The 19,185-nt window shown below is 64.9% G+C and carries 13 protein-coding genes; 6 read left to right on the top strand and 7 right to left on the bottom strand.

Features of this window, described 5'->3' with window-relative positions; all coding sequences use genetic code 11:
• Positions 1-734 precede the first annotated feature (734 nt).
• Entirely contained in the window at positions 735-1,784 is a 1,050-nt protein-coding gene (locus tag AB0K52_RS21945; RefSeq protein ID WP_363535394.1) for a helix-turn-helix transcriptional regulator, read from the top strand.
• Between the two features lie 100 nt (positions 1,785-1,884).
• Here the strand turns inward: AB0K52_RS21945 and AB0K52_RS21940 are convergent, their stop codons facing one another.
• From AB0K52_RS21940 to AB0K52_RS21910, 7 genes are all read right to left on the bottom strand, one after another.
• Complete coding sequence (locus AB0K52_RS21940) at positions 1,885-3,147, bottom strand: ATP-binding protein (protein ID WP_363535391.1); 1,263 nt, start codon at positions 3,145-3,147, stop codon at positions 1,885-1,887.
• Between the two features lie 183 nt (positions 3,148-3,330).
• Positions 3,331-5,334 carry a hypothetical protein gene (locus AB0K52_RS21935; RefSeq protein ID WP_363535388.1) on the bottom strand — a complete coding sequence of 668 codons (2,004 nt, stop codon included), beginning with the start codon at positions 5,332-5,334 and terminating at the stop codon, positions 3,331-3,333.
• A complete protein-coding gene (locus tag AB0K52_RS21930; protein ID WP_363535386.1) occupies positions 5,331-6,500 on the bottom strand; it encodes a 5'-methylthioadenosine/S-adenosylhomocysteine nucleosidase in 1,170 nt (389 codons plus the stop codon). The genes AB0K52_RS21935 and AB0K52_RS21930 overlap by 4 nt, the downstream gene beginning before the upstream one ends.
• On the bottom strand, positions 6,497-7,189 hold the full coding sequence (locus AB0K52_RS21925; RefSeq protein ID WP_363535431.1) for an NUDIX domain-containing protein: 693 nt from the start codon (positions 7,187-7,189) through the stop codon (positions 6,497-6,499). The genes AB0K52_RS21930 and AB0K52_RS21925 overlap by 4 nt, the downstream gene beginning before the upstream one ends.
• Positions 7,190-7,774: 585 nt before the next feature.
• Entirely contained in the window at positions 7,775-8,107 is a 333-nt protein-coding gene (locus tag AB0K52_RS21920) for a hypothetical protein (RefSeq protein ID WP_363535383.1), read from the bottom strand.
• 547 nt (positions 8,108-8,654) lie between these two features.
• Positions 8,655-9,491 (bottom strand): hypothetical protein, encoded by an 837-nt coding sequence (locus tag AB0K52_RS21915; protein ID WP_363535380.1) that lies wholly within the window; start codon positions 9,489-9,491, stop codon positions 8,655-8,657.
• Between the two features lie 180 nt (positions 9,492-9,671).
• The gene (locus AB0K52_RS21910; RefSeq protein WP_363535377.1) at positions 9,672-10,262 is read right to left on the bottom strand and encodes a tyrosine-type recombinase/integrase; all 591 of its coding nucleotides are present in this window, start codon (positions 10,260-10,262) and stop codon (positions 9,672-9,674) included.
• Between the two features lie 83 nt (positions 10,263-10,345).
• Between AB0K52_RS21910 and AB0K52_RS21905 the strand changes: the two genes are divergently transcribed.
• From AB0K52_RS21905 to AB0K52_RS21885, 5 genes are all read left to right on the top strand, one after another.
• Complete coding sequence (locus tag AB0K52_RS21905) at positions 10,346-10,588, top strand: hypothetical protein (protein WP_363535374.1); 243 nt, start codon at positions 10,346-10,348, stop codon at positions 10,586-10,588.
• A gap of 216 nt (positions 10,589-10,804) precedes the next feature.
• Positions 10,805-11,731 carry a hypothetical protein gene (locus AB0K52_RS21900; protein WP_363535371.1) on the top strand — a complete coding sequence of 309 codons (927 nt, stop codon included), beginning with the start codon at positions 10,805-10,807 and terminating at the stop codon, positions 11,729-11,731.
• Positions 11,728-13,335: a hypothetical protein gene (locus AB0K52_RS21895; protein ID WP_363535365.1), complete on the top strand. Its 1,608-nt coding sequence runs from the start codon at positions 11,728-11,730 to the stop codon at positions 13,333-13,335. The genes AB0K52_RS21900 and AB0K52_RS21895 overlap by 4 nt, the downstream gene beginning before the upstream one ends.
• Positions 13,332-16,796: a helicase-related protein gene (locus tag AB0K52_RS21890; RefSeq protein ID WP_363535362.1), complete on the top strand. Its 3,465-nt coding sequence runs from the start codon at positions 13,332-13,334 to the stop codon at positions 16,794-16,796. The genes AB0K52_RS21895 and AB0K52_RS21890 overlap by 4 nt, the downstream gene beginning before the upstream one ends.
• Positions 16,793-18,586: a DUF1998 domain-containing protein gene (locus AB0K52_RS21885; protein ID WP_363535359.1), complete on the top strand. Its 1,794-nt coding sequence runs from the start codon at positions 16,793-16,795 to the stop codon at positions 18,584-18,586. Before AB0K52_RS21890 ends, AB0K52_RS21885 begins: the two co-directional genes overlap by 4 nt.
• Positions 18,587-19,185 lie beyond the last annotated feature (599 nt).

Here is a 19,185-nt window from a genome sequence, read left to right as displayed (position 1 = left end):
CCTCGGGGCTCTGGGGGATGGTTGAAGCTTCTCGAACGACATGATGAGGGCCCCGCAATTGCGCCCGCCAGCCATGCAAATGCCGCGGATGATGCGTGCCGGGTCCAGCCTTCGTGCACCGTAGGCTCTGGACCGACGGCGATTCAGAAAGCCTTCGAGCCCACATCATGCATCGCAGATGCAGGCTTCGGGACCTGGTTCACCCATGTGAGTGACCGGGGCGTAGGGGATTGCCGATGGATGTGCCCCGCTCCCCCACCGGGTTGATGGTCACTGCCGTCTCTCCCAATCAGCACCCATAGCGAGCTCGTTCAACCTGGAGTGGGGATGCGAGCGTTTGGCCGGTAGGGCGAAAATGGCCTGAGGTGCGGTGAAGGCCGAGCACGGTGATGTAGAGCCGGATGCCCCTGCGACAGAACAAACTCGCTTCGCCGCAGCGGCACAGATTCGGCCTCGGAGGGAACTGTGATCGGCCGCGGACTCCCGTCACCGGCCTCCAACAACCCCGCCTCGATCAAGGAGGGACGACCCGCACCTAGGCACGAGCCACGAAACCAACCACCTGTACAGCGGGAGCTAGCTGAGTGATCCCCAGCCCCAAGGCGAAGTGAGCTTCCAGAAGACCTCGCGACGGTGGAACCGGCCGCAGTGACAGGCGCCATCAGGCGGGATCACCTTCCTAAGCGAGTGCCTATTGAGTGCTATATTTTTCGAGCACTCAATAGGCACTCATTTTGGAGGTAGCGATGGGGTCAAACGCAGGGAATCCGGTTAAGCAACGGCGAGCCGAGCTGAAGCTGACCCAGCAGGAAGCGGCACGCAGGGCAGAGGTCGCCCTAGCGACCTGGCGGCGGTTCGAGAACTCCGCAGCTGATGCTAAAGGGCTTAAAGGGTTTCGGGCCAGCAACCTCACAGGGTTCGCGCGCGCACTGAAGGTCAAGGTCGATGACTTGCACAATCTGGTGACCGGAATATCGGTCGAACCAGGAGCGACTGACGACCCGTTCGGCATGGCGGCGATCATCCAATTGTTCAACGAATCCTTCAAGGGCGACCCGCTAACGCCGGCTGACGCGATGGCACTGTCCGACACGGTGGACTTCTCCGACTTCGCCCCTACCGAGGATGGCCGTCTTCACCTCCAGCACGGGTTCACCGGCGAGTTCGCCTCGTATCTGAAGGGCGAGGTGACCATCCGCGAGGTCGAACTACTCTGTGACCTGCCCGAGATGGTCCTGACCCAGGTCAATGATCACTGGCTGGTCCGCATGGGCGAGCGCATCATGCGTATCGGCAGCGAACTCAACCATGGACGCGTCCCCCGGCCGGTATGCCTGGCCGATGAGTACGCTCTGCTGCTGGTGATCACCAATTCCGAACCGCCGCAGCTAGGTGAACTTGCTGAACGCTACCCAGATCTCCTCAGCGCCGAAGACGTGTTCGGCAGCGACCCCGATATCGACGAGTTCGAGGAGGATGATTTCGAGATTCGAACCGAGTGGAAGGACCGCATGATCGTCGGGCTCCTGCCCCCCGATTCCAGCCACGACTTTCGCCGGTACGACCTGACGATCATGGATCACTACGGGCAAGGCGTCTACGACCCCTCCGACTCCCGCCACCCGCTGCGATGGTTCGACCGAGACGACCTCCGCGCGCGGTGCGAATCGGAGCTCGAGTTCGTGAGACTCCCTAAGGAACAGCAGGAAGCTCGCACGCGTGAAGCTTTGGCGCGAATGTCCATGTTCTTTGGAACCGAGCCCACGAGTCAGGACGACCGCTAACTCCAGGCCGCATCAGACCTTCTGGATATTCGGAGGTGAGCAAGCCTTGATCTCGCGTCCCGCCCAGCCGGACCCTTCCCGTTCTCCGACGGCCCTCAAGCTACAGTGACTCACCGGCCCAGAGGATCGAGAGCGGCAGAGCGGTCAGGTCGGTGCCGAAGGGGCGGATCTGGTCCCCCAGGTAGATCACGTAACCTGCTTTGAAGCGGTCGCCGAGGCGTTCTTTCATCCAGCGGAGGTGCTTGAAGGCATCGTCGCGAACGGTGGCTGTGGCTTTGACCTCGATGCCGACGATCGAACCATCGCGGCGTTCGAGCACGAAGTCGACTTCGCGGCCATCGCGGTCCCGGAAAAACGACAGCTCGGAACGCAGCTCGCTGGTGGCGAGTTGGCGGGTGAGTTCGGTGAACACGAACGTCTCGACCAATGGCCCGGCGAGTTCGTGGCCCGGTTGTGCGAGCGCGCCGGGCTCGGCGCCGAGGAGTGCGGCGGCGAGGCCGGAGTCGGTGACGTAGGCCTTCGGGGTTTTGACCAGTTTGGAGGTGAGGTTGGTCGACCACGGAGGCAGGTTGCCGGTGAGGTAGACGATGTCGAGGTAGCCGAGGTAGTCGCGGACAGTGGCGTGGTTGAGTTCGAGACTGCGCGCGAGGTCGGCCATGACCAGTCCGGAGCCGGTGCGGGCGGCGATGAGCCGCAGCAGCCGCGGGATGAGGTCGGCACGGCGGATGTCGGCGAACGCGGCGACGTCGCGGAGGACGACGGTGGAGACGTAGCCTTCGAACCAGTCCGCGCGCAACCGGTCCGAGCCGATCCGTACCGCCTCCGGGTAGCCGCCGGCGCAGATCAGGTCGAAGTATGCGGCGCGTTTCCAGGTGGTGGCGAGCGGCAGGGCACGCATTGCTTCGGGATCGAACAGCCGGGCTGGTGCGTCGATGTCGGCTCGGGTCCGCTCGACAGCGCTGAGGGGCCACAGGTCCACGAAGACGGCTCGGCCCGCGAGAGACTCCGAGAGGGTCGGCACGGTCAGGAATCGGGTCGAGCCTGAGAGCACGAACTGGCCGGCACTGTCGTCGAGGTCGACCAGCCGCTTGATGGCGATGAGGAGGTCATCACCGCCGCGCTGCACCTCGTCGATGATCTTGGGTGCGGCACCGAACTCGGCGAACCCGGTCGGATCGGCCCGAACGGTTTGCAAGGTGGTGGCGTCGTCGAGCGTGTTGAAGGTGCCGCCACGCTCTTGATGCAGCAAGCGCAGCAGTGTGGTCTTCCCCGCCTGGCGGGGCCCGCCGACGATGACGATCCGGAAGGCGTCGAGGCGCTCATCGAGTCCGGTCAGCGCGCGTCGGGGCAGCAGCGTAGACATACCAGGAGCCTACACGGCAGTGTCAACGTCTAATAGTAGATCTGCCGATGTTGTAATAACAGATTTGCCGATTCCCTATTGACGGTTCGGTCGCGATCGGCAGGGCCGAAGGGCAACGAAGGAAGCGCCTGATCGACACTTCCCCGCTGGAGTCCTGACCAGCAGTGCCTGCTACCAGCGCCGCTAGCCAACGGAGCCAGGCAAGTGACGGTCGCGGTCGATCCAGCGCTTGCCCTCGGCAGCGATCCCTTCGAGGATTCGCAGGGCGTGTGTGAAGCCGGCGGCGCTGAGGTTCATCTGGAGGAAGTTCATGGGCGTGTCGACGACGTCGGATTGCACGGTTGCGGGGTCGGGTTCCATAATCTCGGCGTCGGTGACGTTGATGTTCCTGGTCGGGCCGTTCGTCAGGGTCAGGTTGAGGGTGCGGCCGTTGTATCGGTCTTCGGTCACGTTGACCGAGGAGAGGGCTTCGAAGCGGAAGTTATTGCGCTCTTGGCCGTTGAAGTGGATGTGTTCGAAGTCCAGTTCAGAGTTGACTTCGCGGACACCGTCGTTGGTGATCAGGAACAGCCGCAAGTCGTATCGGGAGTAGCGCCAGGGCCCGCCGCGCGCTCGGCCGGCTTTCGGCCTGCGGGCTGGGGCTTGGAGCACCGCGTGGGAGATGATGTCGCGCCATGAGAGTTGGTAGTGGCGGAGCGCTTGGTCGATCATGATGGTCTTGTCGCTGTGCAGCCATGCTTCCATCTCGGTCTCGTCCGGTCGGGTCGCATCCAGCTTTGCCTTCCAACGCCGGTAGGCCGCGCTCCGTTCCTGCAATCGCTGTGCGGCGTCCACACCGTCGTCGTGGTAACGACGGATTTCACTGACGATATGCTGCCACCGAATCGCGGCGTACAGGCCGCTGAACGCCGCGAGAATGAAAGCGCCCGAAGCGGTTACCGGTGCTACCCCCGCGGCCGCCACGACAACGTTGATTGCAGCGGCCAACGTGATCACCAGCGCCAGCATGCATCTGGCCTTGAAAGCGAGCGGAACGTGATATCGCTCCCGGTAGTCGTAGAGGGTGCCTTGCTGCCAGCGGCGCCTGACGTCCCGTGCGAGATAGCCGATGAGCCAGTTGACACGGCCGATGGGTACTGACTGTTCGCGATAGATTTCGGCGATTTCGTCGCGGAGACGCCCCCGGATACCGGCGGTCTCGGCCAACCACGCGGCGTAGTCCATCCCGTGTGGCCGGTACCTGGCGAAGTAGTGCTCGAAGGAGCGGCTGACGTTCTTGGCGAAGCCCTTGCCGCGGAGGTGTTCCCCCGCTGGGCGGGCGGCGTTGCGGTAGTCCTCGAGCCTGACTCGGCCGGTGCGGTAGTGCCATGTTGATGCGTCGCGAATCCCGACGTAGCCGGTGGCTGCGGCGAGCAGGTAGGCGAGCAACGCCGCGACCTCCACCTGCGATAGAAGCAGCCAGCCGAGGTATCCGGCGGCAAGGGCGAACAGCACCGTTGCTGCCATGGCGCGCGGCCGGTCGGCAGGTCCGATCTGGGGTTCGTCCGCTCCGCGGGCCCGTGCTCGGATCGGCTCGGGGTGGAAGTAGGCCCACACCCGACTCGATCGGTCGGAGGCGTACCGGTCGGCCTTCGCTCGCTCCCTGGTCGCTTCCCAGAGTTTGTCCTTGGTAGCTCCTGATAGCACCAGTTCAAGATGGCGTTGGATCAAGGCGAGCAGTTCGGGGTCAAGGGCCAGGATCTGCTTCTCTGCGGTGTCGAGATTGCCGCCCTGGCCGCTCAGATGAGCCAGCAGCTCCTTGATGCCCTCCAGGGCACTGCTATACCTGCCGTCGGTGTAGGTATGCATGCCGTTGGCGAAGTCGTCGAGACGTTCGCGCTCAAGGCGGTCGAGGTCTCGGTAGGAGCGTTTGCTGAACATCGCCAGCACCCAGTGGAATCGGACCTCGGCGTTGTCGTGGCCGGCGGCGATGGCTTCGCTGATGAGTTCTCTGGCGTTGAACGGGACGCCGTCGTCGAGGAATCGGAGACCAAATTGGAACTTTTCCTGCGGTGAAGCGCCGGGCGGCACTTGGTAGACGTTGACGTTGTGGACCACTTTCGCCTGGACGCCAACCGTGGCGCCCGGCCCGGCCGAGTTCACCGTCGTGTCGCGCGACGATGATGTGGGAGGGGTGTGTGGAGTCATGACAGTCCGTTCACCGCGGCTATCACCAGGGCGATCTGGGCGGCGACGTCGGTCGTCTCGGCGGCCAGGCCGTTGAGCCGTTTCAGTGCCAGCACCGCTTTCTTCCTAGCGTTCTTGTCCGGCGCTCGCAACGCGGTCTCGGCAGTGTCAAGTTCTTCCTCGGCAGCCTCGTAGGTGTCGGCGTCGAATTCGCCCTTGGCCCGGGCCCGATCGAGCCGGACGCGCAGATCGGCTACCGCTGCGGCAAGGTCGTCGATCCTGTCACTAGCGGGCGCGGCGTTCATCCACACCGTGCTGCCGGTGACGGTCCCGGCTTGAATGCCGACCTGCCCTGAGGCGATGTTGTGGACGGTGATGCCGCCCGTCGAGGTCGCTTCGGATCGTGCTTCGGCTCGTGACATGTCGAGTCCCTTTCGTTCGATGACGAGCTCCTCTGCCAGGGCGATCGCGAAGGCGGCGGCGTTGGCGGCCGCTCGTGGCTGCCATTGCACATCGCTGGCGGCATCCTTGGTGCCGTCGGCCATGTCGCTGATGCCACGCACGATCCCGACCGCCGCGCTGTTGAGGTGGCCAGCGTGGGCGACTCCGGCGGCCTCCATCTCGATGGCGATCGCATCGCTGTAGTGATCGCGAATCCACTTCGCCTCACGGGATTTCGACGAGTTCTGCACAATCTCACCGGCCGCGATCGCGCCAAAGCGAAGTTCCGGGAAGCCCGATTCGACGGGCAATCGCTTCCTCCAGTTCCCAGAGCGATCCAACTGGTGGGCGAGTTGGCTGACCGCGTGCGGTGCCTCCCAAGCCCGGGGCCGCGCTTTGAGACCGCCGTTCTCGCTGGTCCCGCCGTGGTAGGCATAGACCCGCTCTGCCACGACCACGTCACCCCGGACCGGTTTGTCCCATAGCGAACCGGCCACGCCGACGAACAGCACTGCCAGCGGCGCAAATTCCTGGATGACGCGCTCGGCGATCACCGCCGAGGATTGGTTGCCCACGCCGGTCAGGGCAAGCGCGATCCGGCATGAGGTGCCGCGGATGGCGCCGGTCTCGAAACGCGTTCCCGCCTCGTGACGGCGCACCTCGATATCGTCCAGATGTGCTCGGACCGCTTTGTGCTCCAGATCAAGTGCCGTCAGAACCACCACGATGTCGGTGTAGGTAATCATTCCTCCTCGGATTCGTTTGGCGGCTCGGGACGAGCGAGCGCGGGATGCAGTACTTTGGCGGCCCCTGCGCGGAACAGCCGCGCAGGTCGGCCTCTGGTAACTCGGCGGTCGGTCCCGGCAGGCTCGATAAAGCCCGAGGCCCGTTGGACTTTGCGGTAGAAGTTGCGCTCGTCCAGTTCGACGCCCCAGACCGCTTCATAGACCTGCTGGAGCTCGGCGATCGTGAACGTCTCACCACAGAACGCCGTCGCCAGCGGGGTGCGCTCGAGCTTCGCTCGGGCTCGTTCGACGGCATCGTTGACGATCTGCAGGTGGTCGAACGCCAATCGCACCTGCCCTGAAACCACCTGGTCGACTGGCTTCCAAGCCGCCTCCAAGGCATCCGTACCGGCAACCGGCTCGGGGAGACCGGGCGCGATCGCCAAGTACGCCACCGACACCACGCGCCCGCGAGGATCACGGTCGGGCGCACCGTAGGTGCCGAGTTGCTCAATGTGCAGCTGCGCCCCATCGAGATTTGCTTCCTCTTGGAGCTCCCGTAGCGCCGCGTCATAGATATCTTCTCCGGAGTTGTTCAGGAAGCCTCCGGGCAGCGCCTGACACCCCTTAAACGGCTCGATCCCCCGTTGGATCAGCAGCACATGGAATGTCGCGGCCCGCAGGGTCAAGATCACGAGGTCAACGGTCATGAGCACCGCTGGTGGTGACCAAGGTTCTTCAGCTTGCGCCACAAGCAATCATCCTTTACTGTCAAAGTGACAGTAATAATAGAACACGATGGAGCTCATGGCAACCCGCGATTTCCAAGGCGCGTTTCCTCCGCTCAAGATGGGCTCGACTTCACTCCCCCGACACTCGCCGCTGGCGCCAGGATCCATTTGTGAAGAGGTGCCCACTGCTTGTCTGTGGGCATGGATGAGCGAGTGCTGGCCGACTCCGACCGGCAACTCGACCGCCATGTGGCCCAGACGCGTCCGTCGCCCGCGAGATCGCCGAACAGATCCCCGCCAAGGAGCCCGACAACCTCTCCGCCATCGAGACGGCCGTCGACTACCACACGCCGACCTCATCACCCGCATCTGCGCACGAAGCAGCGGGATGGACTCCGAACAGGTACTCACTCTCGCCATCGACCGGGCCCACTCGACAACGCCGACCCCGTCGCCGCTGTCCTCATCGGCCGCATCAACCACCATATGGAGCACCACATCCCGCCCCGGCCGGCGCCGAACCGAGGCACAGGATCTCGACCGTTACGGCGCCCTCCTGGAGAATCACCTCCCCGACGCGAGCTCGACTCCGACACCACGCTCCACCCGCGGCCGGTCGCGACTCCCGCCAACGCCGTCCACCACGCCGAGACGTCGCGCCCCATCGATCGCTACCGTGCCGAACTCCCCGAAATCCTCGGCATTGACCTCACCGACCGAGTCACTGCCGAGCGGGCCTTGCCCGCCATCGTCGGATCTCCGCACCACGTCAAGGAAGCCGCTGAGGCTCTCCTTCGCACTGCCGCGCAACACGACTTCGAAAGCCTGAACTTGATCGCCCCTAACCTTGCCTGGCGCATCGAACGCCAGAACTGCCTGATCGAACTCAATCCCCACCCACCAGCCAAGCCTGGCCCGCCCTCGCCTGAACCATCAAAGTCTGGGAAAACCATGGCGGCGACGCCATCGAACTAATTGACGAACTCCCCCCAACCGAAACCTCTCGGACCTCGCTCTGGAGGCCCGGCCACGAACTCACCTGGCACCGACGCCTCGAAGGCATCGAGAACGCCCCGCACCCACTCCCCTGGGCCACAGCGCCGAACTCGCCACAGGGGGTGCGCCGTGGTGCTTGATCGCTGACTCTTTCCCAACTGCGAGAAGCCCGTCGCCGTCTACGTCAGCTCCGTGCACGCCTGTCCAGAGCGCAGTCGGCTCGTCCAGCGCAGCAACGGGTTCCGCTACCCGGCCTGCATCCGCCACGACGCCGCACTCATAGAACAGCTCGGCACGCCCTCGACTGGGCCACCGTCGCCCAGCCCGTTGGGCGTACTCGCTTCCACCGCACTGAGTATTAGTCTCGCGGTCAGCTTCTTTGCCGCGGCGCATCGATAGCGTCATGAAAGCCATCTTGCCCGCGGTGAAGGTGAAGAGCCCGCCGTGATCAGAGCCGGAGGAAGGTAGGGGGCTCGTCGTCGGCTTCGAGAGCCTTCACGGTGACCGGATCAGCATAAGAGACCCATGCCTCGGGTTTGGTTGAGCGAATCCAGATGGGTGCACCTACCAGTACGTGAAGCCTGCCGCGTGCTCTGGAGAAGGTGGCCGTGTAGTGGATCTTGGCGAGCCACTCGGCCTTGCGACAGTGGCCAAGGGTGTAGGCACGGCGCCAGGGGCGGACTGGGTTCTCGCCGAGGATGTCGCCTTGGTGGTAGGACAATCGGTATGCGAAGCGGCAGAGTTCGTCCCTGTCTTGGTCATCGTCATCGACTCGGGCATTAAGGGTGTCGGGGTCGACGTCATCGACGGTGGCTCGAAGTAGGGAGTCGAGACCCATGAAGGTTGAGGCGGTCCACCCGTTACCTCGCCACTCGGGAAACTCGGGGTCTTGCCCGCAAACGTTGGTTCGGCTCCCGAATAGGCAGACCGCGACGTCGGTTCCCGTCTCGGTATAGCTGATGGGGATGAAGGCGTTCATCACGCCTATGTCACGCCTGTTGATGGACTTGATGGCGCTGAAAACGACTGGACTGGTCCCGCCCGCGTAGTTGACGGGTTGGGTGAAGGACAGGTCTGTGACGACCTGGTCGGAGAGCTGCTTCGAGATGAGGCGGGCCTTGGCCGTGCGGTCGTCAGAGGCGCTCTCACTTGACATGCTGAGTTTCAGAAAGCCGAGGTTGACCCCGAACGTCCATGTTCGCTTGGACGGTCCATGCGATCCTGCAAGGTTCGCGGCTAGCCGCTCTGACCAGTAGTAATACTCGTTGAATCCGCTCCGGTCCATCAGGAGATTGAAACACGAATCTGGTCCGGCGAGGGTTCATCGGCTTGGGAGCTTGGTGGGCTGCTCGGGCAAGGGTCCGGGTTCTCCCATAGAGGCCGCACGGAGGGGCACGTCCATGGCGGTGAAGCCAAGAGCGGGTTCGTCGACAATGCAGTTGTTTGTCGTGTCTTCGGTTGCCGCTCACGGGCTTTCGACCTCTTGTTTGCTGGTGTTGAGGTCGTGGCGTTGCAGGATGGCCCAGACGGTGGATTCGGCAATGTCGAGCCGTTCGGCAGCGAGGTGGTTCTGGATGCGCCGGGGTCCCCAGCCGGTGCGGCGGCGGATGTCGCAGATGCGCTGCTCGAGTTCAGGGGCGGTGCGGCGGGGCTGTTCGGCGGAGCGGTGGCGGGAGTGCTGTACGGGCAGTAGTTCGGCCGGGGGTGTCAGTCCACTGGCGAGCAGGTCGGCGGCGCGGCGATAGACGTCAGGGCGCCAGGCCGCGTAGATGTCCGAGGTGGACGAGGGCCGCCGGTGGCCGAGGCGGTGCGCGACGGCGACGATGTCGACGCCGCCGACGATGAGCTCGGTCGCCGCGTAGTGGCACAGGGCGTGGGTGCGCGTGTCGATCCCGATCGACCGGCCGATGAGCTTGAGGCGGTGGCTGAGGTAGCCGGACCCCTGCCTGGCGTGGTCGGGTTGAGAGAAGTACAGGTACTCCTCTCCGGTGAGGGCCTCGCCTACGGCGCTGCGGCAGTTGGCGATGCGGTCGCGCAAGGCCTCCAGCAAAGCCATGGTCGCGGTGTCGAGCGCGAGCTATCGTGAAGTGCCCCTGACTTTGGTGGGGTCGATGAAGCCCGGCTCCGGTCGAAGTCGACGTGTTTGAGCTGGCACCGGGCGATCTCGGAGCGGCGGGCGCCGGTAACAGCATCAAACGCCTCGTCCACGGCACCTCGAACCGCCCCCCAGCCACCGCCAACCGCCTCACGCCCGCTCAGCGAGCCGACCTCATCCACGAGTCCCACACCAGCGGCTTCTCGCAGCAAGACCTCGCCGAAAAGTTCAACGTCAGCCTCGGCACCGTCAAACGCATCCTCCGCAGTCACACCACGGAAGCTTGAAGCCCGCCCAAACCACCTGCGTAATCACGCAGAATCTCAGATTCTGCCGAAACGGTCACATACAATAATGAGCAACAGGAGGAACTCGCGCCCGCTCATGCGCAGCGGAAACGGCGCTCCTCCGTACCGCCAAGTTCGCCGAAACTCGGTGAGCGCGCCGAATCGCTCCGCGGAACGACTCCGGGCCAAGAGGCGGTCCGTCACGAGGTGGTGCGGGTGCGACAGCAGGCAGCCGAGTCAACAGCAGGTTCGTTCCCCTCAAGCCTGCACAATCTCCACCGCCTGGCCGAACAGCTGACCATCACCGCCCCGAGCGTCGACCAGAACCTACGTGTTGTGGTCACGGTCCCGACTCTGCACCTCGCGGGTGTGGCAGCCGCCCTCGGCTCCGTATTGGCACCGTTCGAGTGTCTGGACTGTGCGCACGCGAAGCTCGAACCCGGGATCCGAGCCGCCAGCTGGGTCTCTGGGCAGCTCAAGGACTTGCGACTCCGCGAGGTGAACGATCTGGAGCTGGACTTCGGCGGTTTCCGGCTGCGCGGCAACCGCGACAGCGTCCACCGCCTGCCCGCAGGGTTCCCGCAGCGGAGTGATACGCGACTTCCGGATGACGCTCGGCATGAAGTCGCGGAGGCGCTCGGTTGCGCAGAAGGTGTCGCCGGGCAGCGACTCTCCGCTGCGGCCGCCCATCCAGTCGTTGTCGCTGGTGAGCCCGGCACATTCCGTGCAGACGTTGACCTCCTGTCCGACGCGGCTGCCTCCCTTCACCTTCAAGGTCGACTGCTCGCTGGAGCAGGTCTGCAGGACTGGTTTCGATACCCAGTGTTGCTGATGGGCTCGATTCCCGACGTTGCCGACGTGCCGTGGGCAGCCGAGCTGTGCCCGCGGCTGGTGGTCATCACCGGGTCAACTGGGTGGATCGCGAGTTCACGACGGAACTGGCCGAGCGTGCCGCTGCTTGTACTGCTTCCTCGACGCTCCCCCGCCGCAGCTGACGCCGCGGCTATGTTCAAGGAGTCCGGATGGCCAACGCCCACTGTTGTGCCCGCGGAGCTCGGCTCGCTGTTGCAGCCGACGGCGGGACTGGAAGTGCTGTGCGTGACCGAGCCGAAGGCCGTCCCCGTTGACGAGGACCTATGGTGAGCTCACTTGCGAAGTGGTTCGCAACGTGGCTGACCGCGCAGCAGCCATTGGTAAGCACCTCGCGCGTCCAGTGGCGGGAGTTGGAGCGGACGACGGCCGCCGCCGCAGCGCTACGTCCGTTCGCCGGGATGTCATCAGTGGCAGCAGACAGTTTGACGTCGGTGTCTGGGGCCTGGCGTGTACTGACGGCAACTCCCTTGCCTGCAACTGAATCGGCAGCCGGCCTCTCAGACCTGCTTGGCGACATAGAGCGTTTTCTTGCCGAACACCCGCATCACAGCCTCTGCGAACAGCTGCGGCCGCTCCGCGAGGCGCTTGGGGAGCTCAAGGACTCGTCGTCCCCAATCGCCGCGCGGGTGGCAGACGTGCTGCGTGAGTATGGCGAGACTGATGGCGGGCATCCCGAGGCGATCTTGATCGTGCCGCGCAGGCAATGGCGAAGGCCGGTACGTCGGTGGCTGGCCAGGGAAGGCCTCGATCGTGTCGACACTGCCTGTCCCACCGACCTGCGAACCGCCCCGGTATCGCACAGAGCTGTCGTGCTCGTCGGTCACCTTGCAGCGGCTTTCTCTTCGGCCTTCAAAGCTCCTGAGGTGACGCTGAGAGAGAAAGGCTGGCTCCTGACGGCACCGGTCGCTCCCTTGGTGCGGCTCATCGTTCCTGCAGATGTTCCGCCACTTCGCCCCGAGGACCTTTGGCTGCTCCCGAACCAGGCCAGGCCGCGGCTCGTGCTGCATGACAGCGGGCCGCCAGGAGGCAGGCAGGCATCACAGGAGTGGCTTTCCGGGCTCGACGCTTCGAAGAAACCTCGACGGACCCCCCACCCAACCGTGACCTCAGCCGAGGAGCAGGCGCAGGCAGTTGAAGTGCAGTTGGCCTCGGGGCACGCCGTGTTCTTCCACCCCGAGGTCGGGCCGCGGCCGCACGAGGTGGCGATTGACGAGGAGACCGGATCGATTGCTCTGTCCTCCGTGCCGATGGCCGCTGTGACAACAGGCATGGTGATTGCGGAGCGGATCGGCAGTGCGCCACGCCAGCAGGTGGAGGCACGGGCGAACGAGTGGCTCGAAACGCGGCAGGGCTGGTCCATTGACCGCATCAATAAAGTCCGTGGGTACGCCGCGAGTTTGAAGTCGGCCTTGCGTCAAGCGCTCGCTGAGCATGGGCAGGCAAGACTGCACCGAGAGCTGACTCGAACGCTCAGCAATGACTATGCGCGAGTGCTGCTGCGCAACCCGCTAGATGCGTCATACATTGCCCCGCAGAGCCGGGCCGCATTCGCCGCTCTAGTCAGGGCAGTAGGTGCGTCCGACCTGTTGGACAGGTTCGACGACCTGGTAATGGTGCGTACCGCGCAGCGACAAGCGGGCGAGAACATCCGCCGAGACCTGCTCACGCTCCTGACGGACCACGCGTGGGCGACCGACATCGACGAGGATGGTTGGGCGGTACTGCATGCTGGCGAGCTCGGGTCCTTGTTGCTCGCAGTGGTGACCGCTCGGCTCGACGAGCCTGTGGTAGTCCCTGCCGCATGGCTTGGCGTACCCATCGACAAGAAGGGCCAGCGCGTCACCGCACTGGCCGCAAAGGAGGGGCGTTCGTGACACCGGAGAAGACTCGAGATCTTGTCATCGACGCTGTGCGTCGGGACCTGCTCGGCCCGCTAGCCGACACCGAGGGCACCTATCCAGGAGCTGCGCCGATCAGGCTCGGGCGCGGGCAGAACATCGACCGGCCCAGGGACCTGAACCGTCTCTTCGTCGCGGACGACGGCGCCGAGGTGCTCCGGGAGCCACCGACAGCACGCTACATCGTGGGTGCCTTGTACCCGGTGCTGCGTTCAGATGAGGAGCACGACCTCGACGACGAACAAGGGCCAAAACAGCCAAACGCGGACGACGCCGGCGATGACGCTGCCGAGGTGGCTCCGCGACCGGCGAAATCTGCTTCAGACGCCGCCGATGATGAGGAAGCCGTGATTGAGGACCTTCCCAGGGACCGACCTGGGCGGCCGGCGTCGTTCGGATTCTCGTTCGTCGTCGCCGAGAAGACGTCGACTCTGGAGCTATACGTGGACGGTGCACGGTATGAACCTTTCCCGTTCAGCTACAAGGGCACGTTGTCCACCGGATGGCACCGCGTACCGGTGCACGCCGAGGTGAGGGTGCCGCTCCGTGGCGACGGAGAGCAGCTCAGAACTTGGGAACCAGTCGTCGTCGGCCCACTGCACCTCGAGGTGGGGGTACACGCGCGGGTGGCGGCCGACGGGCTTCGAATTGTCACCTGTTACCTGGTTAACCGGACAAAGACAAATAATCTGGAGTTGTCGGAACGGGTGTTGTTCGGAGCAAAGCTCACTGCGGCGGTGCCAGCGGCGCAGCTCGCTGACTATCCGGATCGAGACGCCGACATGACGCCGGAGGCGGCGAGCTTGCGGCTGCTGTACGCAGATGCGCCGATACGCGCCGTCGGCCATGGGGCCGACGCTGTCGTGACGATCCGAAACGACATCGCTTTGGTCTGCACGGAGTCGTTGCCGGTTGCCACCATCACTGGCACTACGCCGGACATCGCCGATTCGGCGGGCTCGCTTGAGGTTGACATGGACGCCCTCGGACGGTGGGACGCTGACGCTGTCGAGATCGTCGAGCGGATGATCTCCAGCTACCGCGAGTGGATCAGTGATCTGGCGCGAGACGCTGCGAAGTTGACCGGGCCAGCGCGCAAGACTGCCGAGACGCACGAGCAAAACTGCAGGGCCTTCGCGGACGACGTCGCTGCCGGCTGGGCCCTGGCGGCGTCGGGGCCTGTGCACGAGTGTCTGCGGTGGACGTCAGCGGCGATGGCACAGCAGCGACGCAGCTATGCCGCGCCGACCCGTGAAGTGAGCGTGACCAACGGGGCGGTCACGGTCGCCGGCACCGAGCCGGAAAACGTCGGCAGTGCCCGTTGGCGGCCGTTCCAGCTGGCGTTCCTGCTAGCGAACCTCGCGCCAGTGGTTGACCCAGCGCACGTTCGGCGCGGCGTGGTCGATGTCATTTGGATGCCCACGGGGGGTGGCAAGACCGAGGCGTACCTGGCGCTGGCGGCCTTCACGATGCTCTTCCGACGCCGGATGGAGCCCACCGCTGGTGGAACAGCGGTCATCATGCGCTACACGCTACGCCTCCTCACCGCGCAGCAGCTGCAGCGCGCCGCATCACTGTTGTGCGCACTGGAGACGCTCCGCGCCGCGAACCCCGAGGTACTCGGCCGAGAGCGGTTCTCTATCGGGGCGTGGCTCGGCCGGGCCAGCACCCCCAACTGGCGCAAGGACGCGCTCCGAGGCCTTCGCCTTCTAGCCAACCGGCGACGCGGCGCAACGCGGCCGTTCCTGCTGTCCCGCTGCCCAGCCTGCGCGGCTGCATTCGGGGACGTCGCAGACGGGCAGGTGCTCGGCTATGGGGTCCAATCAACCCCGAAAGGCCACCGAATGCAGGCCTCGTGCCCCAACCGGGCGTGCGCGTTCCACCTCAGCCGCACGTCGCAGGGACTGCCGGTCTACGAGGTGGATGAGGACATCTACTCGAAGCCGCCGACGTTTCTCGTTGCTACCGTTGATAAATTCGCGCAGCTTGCGTGGAACGACCGCGCCCGAGTCCTGTTCGGCCTGGATGGCGACGGGTCGCGGAAGCGGCCCGCTCCAGAGCTAGTCATCCAAGACGAGCTGCACCTCATCTCCGGGCCGTTGGGCAGCCTCGTCGGGCTGTACGAGTCCGCGATCGACCAGCTATGCCGGCACGACGGTGGCGGCCGACCACACGTGGTTGCCGCAACCGCCACCACCCGCGCGTATGCGCGGCAGGCGGAAGCGCTGTACGCCTGCCCCGCCGCGCAGGTTCGACTCGTGCCACCCCCCGGTCTGACCGTCGACGACAGCTTCTTCGCGCAAGCCGACACAGCGAGCCCGCCGCGGGCCTTCCTCGGTGTCTGCGCCACTGGCGGTGGCAAGTTTGCGCACACACAAATGCGGGTGCTTGCAAGCCTGGCACACGCCGCCTCAGCGCTCGAGCAGCAGGGCGCACCCGTTGACCCGTACTGGACCAACGTCGTGTTCTTCGGATCGCTTCGCGACCTCGGGCAAGCGAAGGCGCTCATCTCGACCGACCTCCGCACCTACGCATGGCGTCTCGTTCGCGCCACGGGCATTCGCACCGGCAAGCCCAACAGCGACGGAGAACGCAAGGCCATACGGACACTCACCGACGCGGAGCTGACCAGCGCGTCGAGCAGCTCGGCGAGCGAGGCCCTAGAACGACTAACCCGACGACGTGGCCAGCAGGGAGCCATCGACCTCGCACTCGCGACGAGCGTCATCGAGGTCGGCGTTGACGTCGACCGGCTCGGCTTGCTCACCATCGTGCGCCAGCCGAAAACTGCCGCGCAGTACATCCAAGTCGCGGGCCGTGTCGGCCGTAAACCGCGCAACGGGCCCGGGCTCGTTGTCGTCCTGCTCAACCCGCTGACCAGTCGCGACGTGAGCCATTACGAACGGTTCACATCCGTGCACCAGCGACTCTATGCAGCTGTGGAGCCGGCGAGCGTCACCCCGTTCACCGACGCCGCACTCACTCGCGGGTTGCGTGGCGCGCTCGCGTCGATTGTCCGACAGGTTCGCGCTGCAGGCAACGACCGCGTCCTTCCTGACGACATTGCGCTGACCAGAGCCGCCGCAGAAGACATCAGTCGACGAGCGGCCCGACTCATCGGTCCTGAAATGAGGAGTCGCCTCGACGCACTGTCTGAGGCTGCACTAAACGAAGTACAGACTGCCGTCGACGAACAGCTCGGCTGGGGCGTGGCGGGACAGCGCGGCGTGCAGTTCCTGCGCCCCCTTGAAGACCCGGCACCGATCGATACCGCAAGCTGGCCCATCCCGACATCGTTGCGCAGTGTCGACGCCGACGCGGCCCTGCGCATCGACGAAAGCTGGCTACCCGCCCGCATCAGCAAAGCCGAGGAATCGGAGCCCAGCTCCGCGACCCAAAAGACGCCGACCGAAGCCAGCGAGGAGGACACCTGGTGAGCCGCCCCCTATTCATTACACCCGTACGTCGCGCTCACTTGATCGCGCCATTCGGTCCAGGCTCACTGCTGCTTACCCACAACCGCGTCAGCGCCGTTGTGTCCGCACCGGCGACTTGGCTGCGATCCCTGCCGTCGCGTGCGCCTGGCTCAGTCCCGGTCCTCGATGAGCTCACCATCACCGACCGGCACCTGCAGGCGGCATCCGGCGTCGAGCGGTTCGTGACACCTTGGCCGGCCGGAGACAACCCCTCACATGACACCGACTGGCTCGTGCCCGCAGTGCGATTCCCGCTCGCTGAGGCATGCAGCAACCCAGATTGCCAACGGCTCGTACGACGCGACCCGGCAGACGCGAACGAAGGACGCTGCAACGCTTGCTCGTCGCCGAGCTCGCGGCGCGGCAGGTGGCCAACATTCCAGGCCGCGCTAATTATTGCGTGCGCTGAAGGACATCTTGACGACATGGACTGGGCAGGATGGCTGCACAATCAGGACGGACCCGCCTGCTCCAAGCCCGACGTCCGGTACCAAGTCTCTGGGGCCGCCGACCGTCCCGTACTGACATGCAAGGGCTGCGGTCGAAAGGAACAGTTCGACCCGGCCATCGACTTCCCATGCACCGGTGCGCGCCCGTGGCTCCCTCATGCCGGAACCGAAGACTGCACGAGGCGCGCGAGACCGGTTGAGCGAACGTCAACGACCGTGTACTACGCCTCGCAACTGTCGAGTCTCACCATCCCCGTCGCCGGCGCCGACAACCCGGCGCTGCTGCACGCGCTCACCGACAACGCCACCCTGCGCACCTTGCGCCAGCTCGTCCGCACCGCAGAAGTCGTCATCAACATCACCACAGTGGCGACCAAACTCGGCATTCGCACCGACGAAGAGGAAGTCACCCGACACCTCGACGCGCTCGAGCAAGATCAGGTTGTCGGCCCAAGCCGCGTCGACGAGCTAACCGCACTGCTATCTGCTAACCACCCCCGGCGCACAACCGGCGCGCTGCCCGACCTTATCGTCGAGCCCCAAGACATCGAGGCATACCGCAACAGCCGCCTCGGTAGGATGCTGTCCGCCATCAGCCTCGTCCCTCGCCTCCGTGAGACACGCGTCCTCGCTGGCTTCAGCCGCATCGAACCCTCGCGAGCCGATCCGACGACCGGGTACGCCCAAATGTGGGGGAAGCCGCTGCCGGAGACATTTGCGGAACACTCCAACGACAACTGGCTGCCCGGCTACCAGGTTTTCGGCGAGGGCCTGTTGTTCATGCTCGATCCGGATGCGGTAGCCACGTGGGCAACTCGGGCTCGCACGGACGCGCGGCTCGAGAACGCGGCACAGGCAGCGCTCACGCAGGACGAACCCGCACAACCACTGCCTTGGCTGCTCGCGCACACACTCGCACACCTCATCATGCGTGCCGCCGCGCCGCACGCGGGGTACCCGTTGCCAGCGCTACGAGAGCGCATCTTCACCGTCGACAACCGAACCGCATTCCTCATCTACACCGCGGCCGGCGACGTACATGGAACCTTGGGCGGTCTCGTCGAGCTCGGCCACCCGCAGAGCCTCGGTGAGATCCTCGAGGCCGCCGTTGACGCAGCAACCTGGTGCGACACCGACCCTGTCTGCGCAGAGGATGCTCCCGGGCCGCGCGGACGCGGGTCCACACCGGGTGCCTGCCATCACTGCTTGCTAGTACCTGAGACCTCCTGCGAGGCATTCAACCGCGGACTGGACCGGGCTGTCCTCAACGGGCACAACAACACGCGCAGCTTCCTTCGGTAACGGCACACAAATGGGCCGCCGAACCACCCGCGGCGTGGTCGGCGATGACGCGATCGGCCAGACTCCAGCTGACGACGGCATCACTGCGCACAGCCGCCGCTCCGATCTGTGGAACTGGTCTCATGGCCGATTGGCGGCAATCTTGTCGAACTCGACCACGATCAAAACGCCACCTTTGCATGGATTGAATGCCACCCGAGCCTGCGATCGCGGTGCAGGTGTCTGCGGTCGATGGAACTCCCGTGCAGGTCACAGGCTGGAGCATCGACTATCCCGGGGGCGAAAGGCTCGATTGGCTCATCATCTCCATGGAGCTCCCTAATGTTCCATCAACCATAATGAACCAGCAATTCCCAATGACGACCGACCAGGGGCTGGGGGAACGGTCTATGTCTCGCTCGTTCCCTCTCTAACCACCGCTGAACAACCCGGGGGCACACTCGCTGATGGTCGCCTGCGCATTCGGTTCGGCGCCCGCGCCGACTGGAGAGATGACAGAAGCATCGCGTCCCAAGCCGGTGTCCTCCGGTAGACACGCAAAAACGGCCCGCCCCTGTGAGGGCGGGGCTCGAGCGCGATCAGAGCTTCGGCCAGCGCTG

Origin of the sequence: Glycomyces sp. NPDC049804, assembly GCF_040674615.1 — a bacterium.
Classification (GTDB): domain Bacteria; phylum Actinomycetota; class Actinomycetes; order Mycobacteriales; family Micromonosporaceae; genus Glycomyces; species Glycomyces niveus.
This window is presented reverse-complemented; position numbering and strand designations above follow the sequence as displayed.

Coding starts and splice junctions, on each gene's coding strand:
- AB0K52_RS21910 (WP_363535377.1), bottom strand. CDS start 10,262: ATGGCTTTGCTGGAGGCCTTGCGCGACCGCATCGCCAACTGCCGCAGC.
- AB0K52_RS21940 (WP_363535391.1), bottom strand. CDS start 3,147: ATGTCTACGCTGCTGCCCCGACGCGCGCTGACCGGACTCGATGAGCGC.
- AB0K52_RS21915 (WP_363535380.1), bottom strand. CDS start 9,491: ATGGACCGGAGCGGATTCAACGAGTATTACTACTGGTCAGAGCGGCTA.
- AB0K52_RS21925 (WP_363535431.1), bottom strand. CDS start 7,189: ATGACCGTTGACCTCGTGATCTTGACCCTGCGGGCCGCGACATTCCAT.
- AB0K52_RS21930 (WP_363535386.1), bottom strand. CDS start 6,500: ATGATTACCTACACCGACATCGTGGTGGTTCTGACGGCACTTGATCTG.
- AB0K52_RS21935 (WP_363535388.1), bottom strand. CDS start 5,334: ATGACTCCACACACCCCTCCCACATCATCGTCGCGCGACACGACGGTG.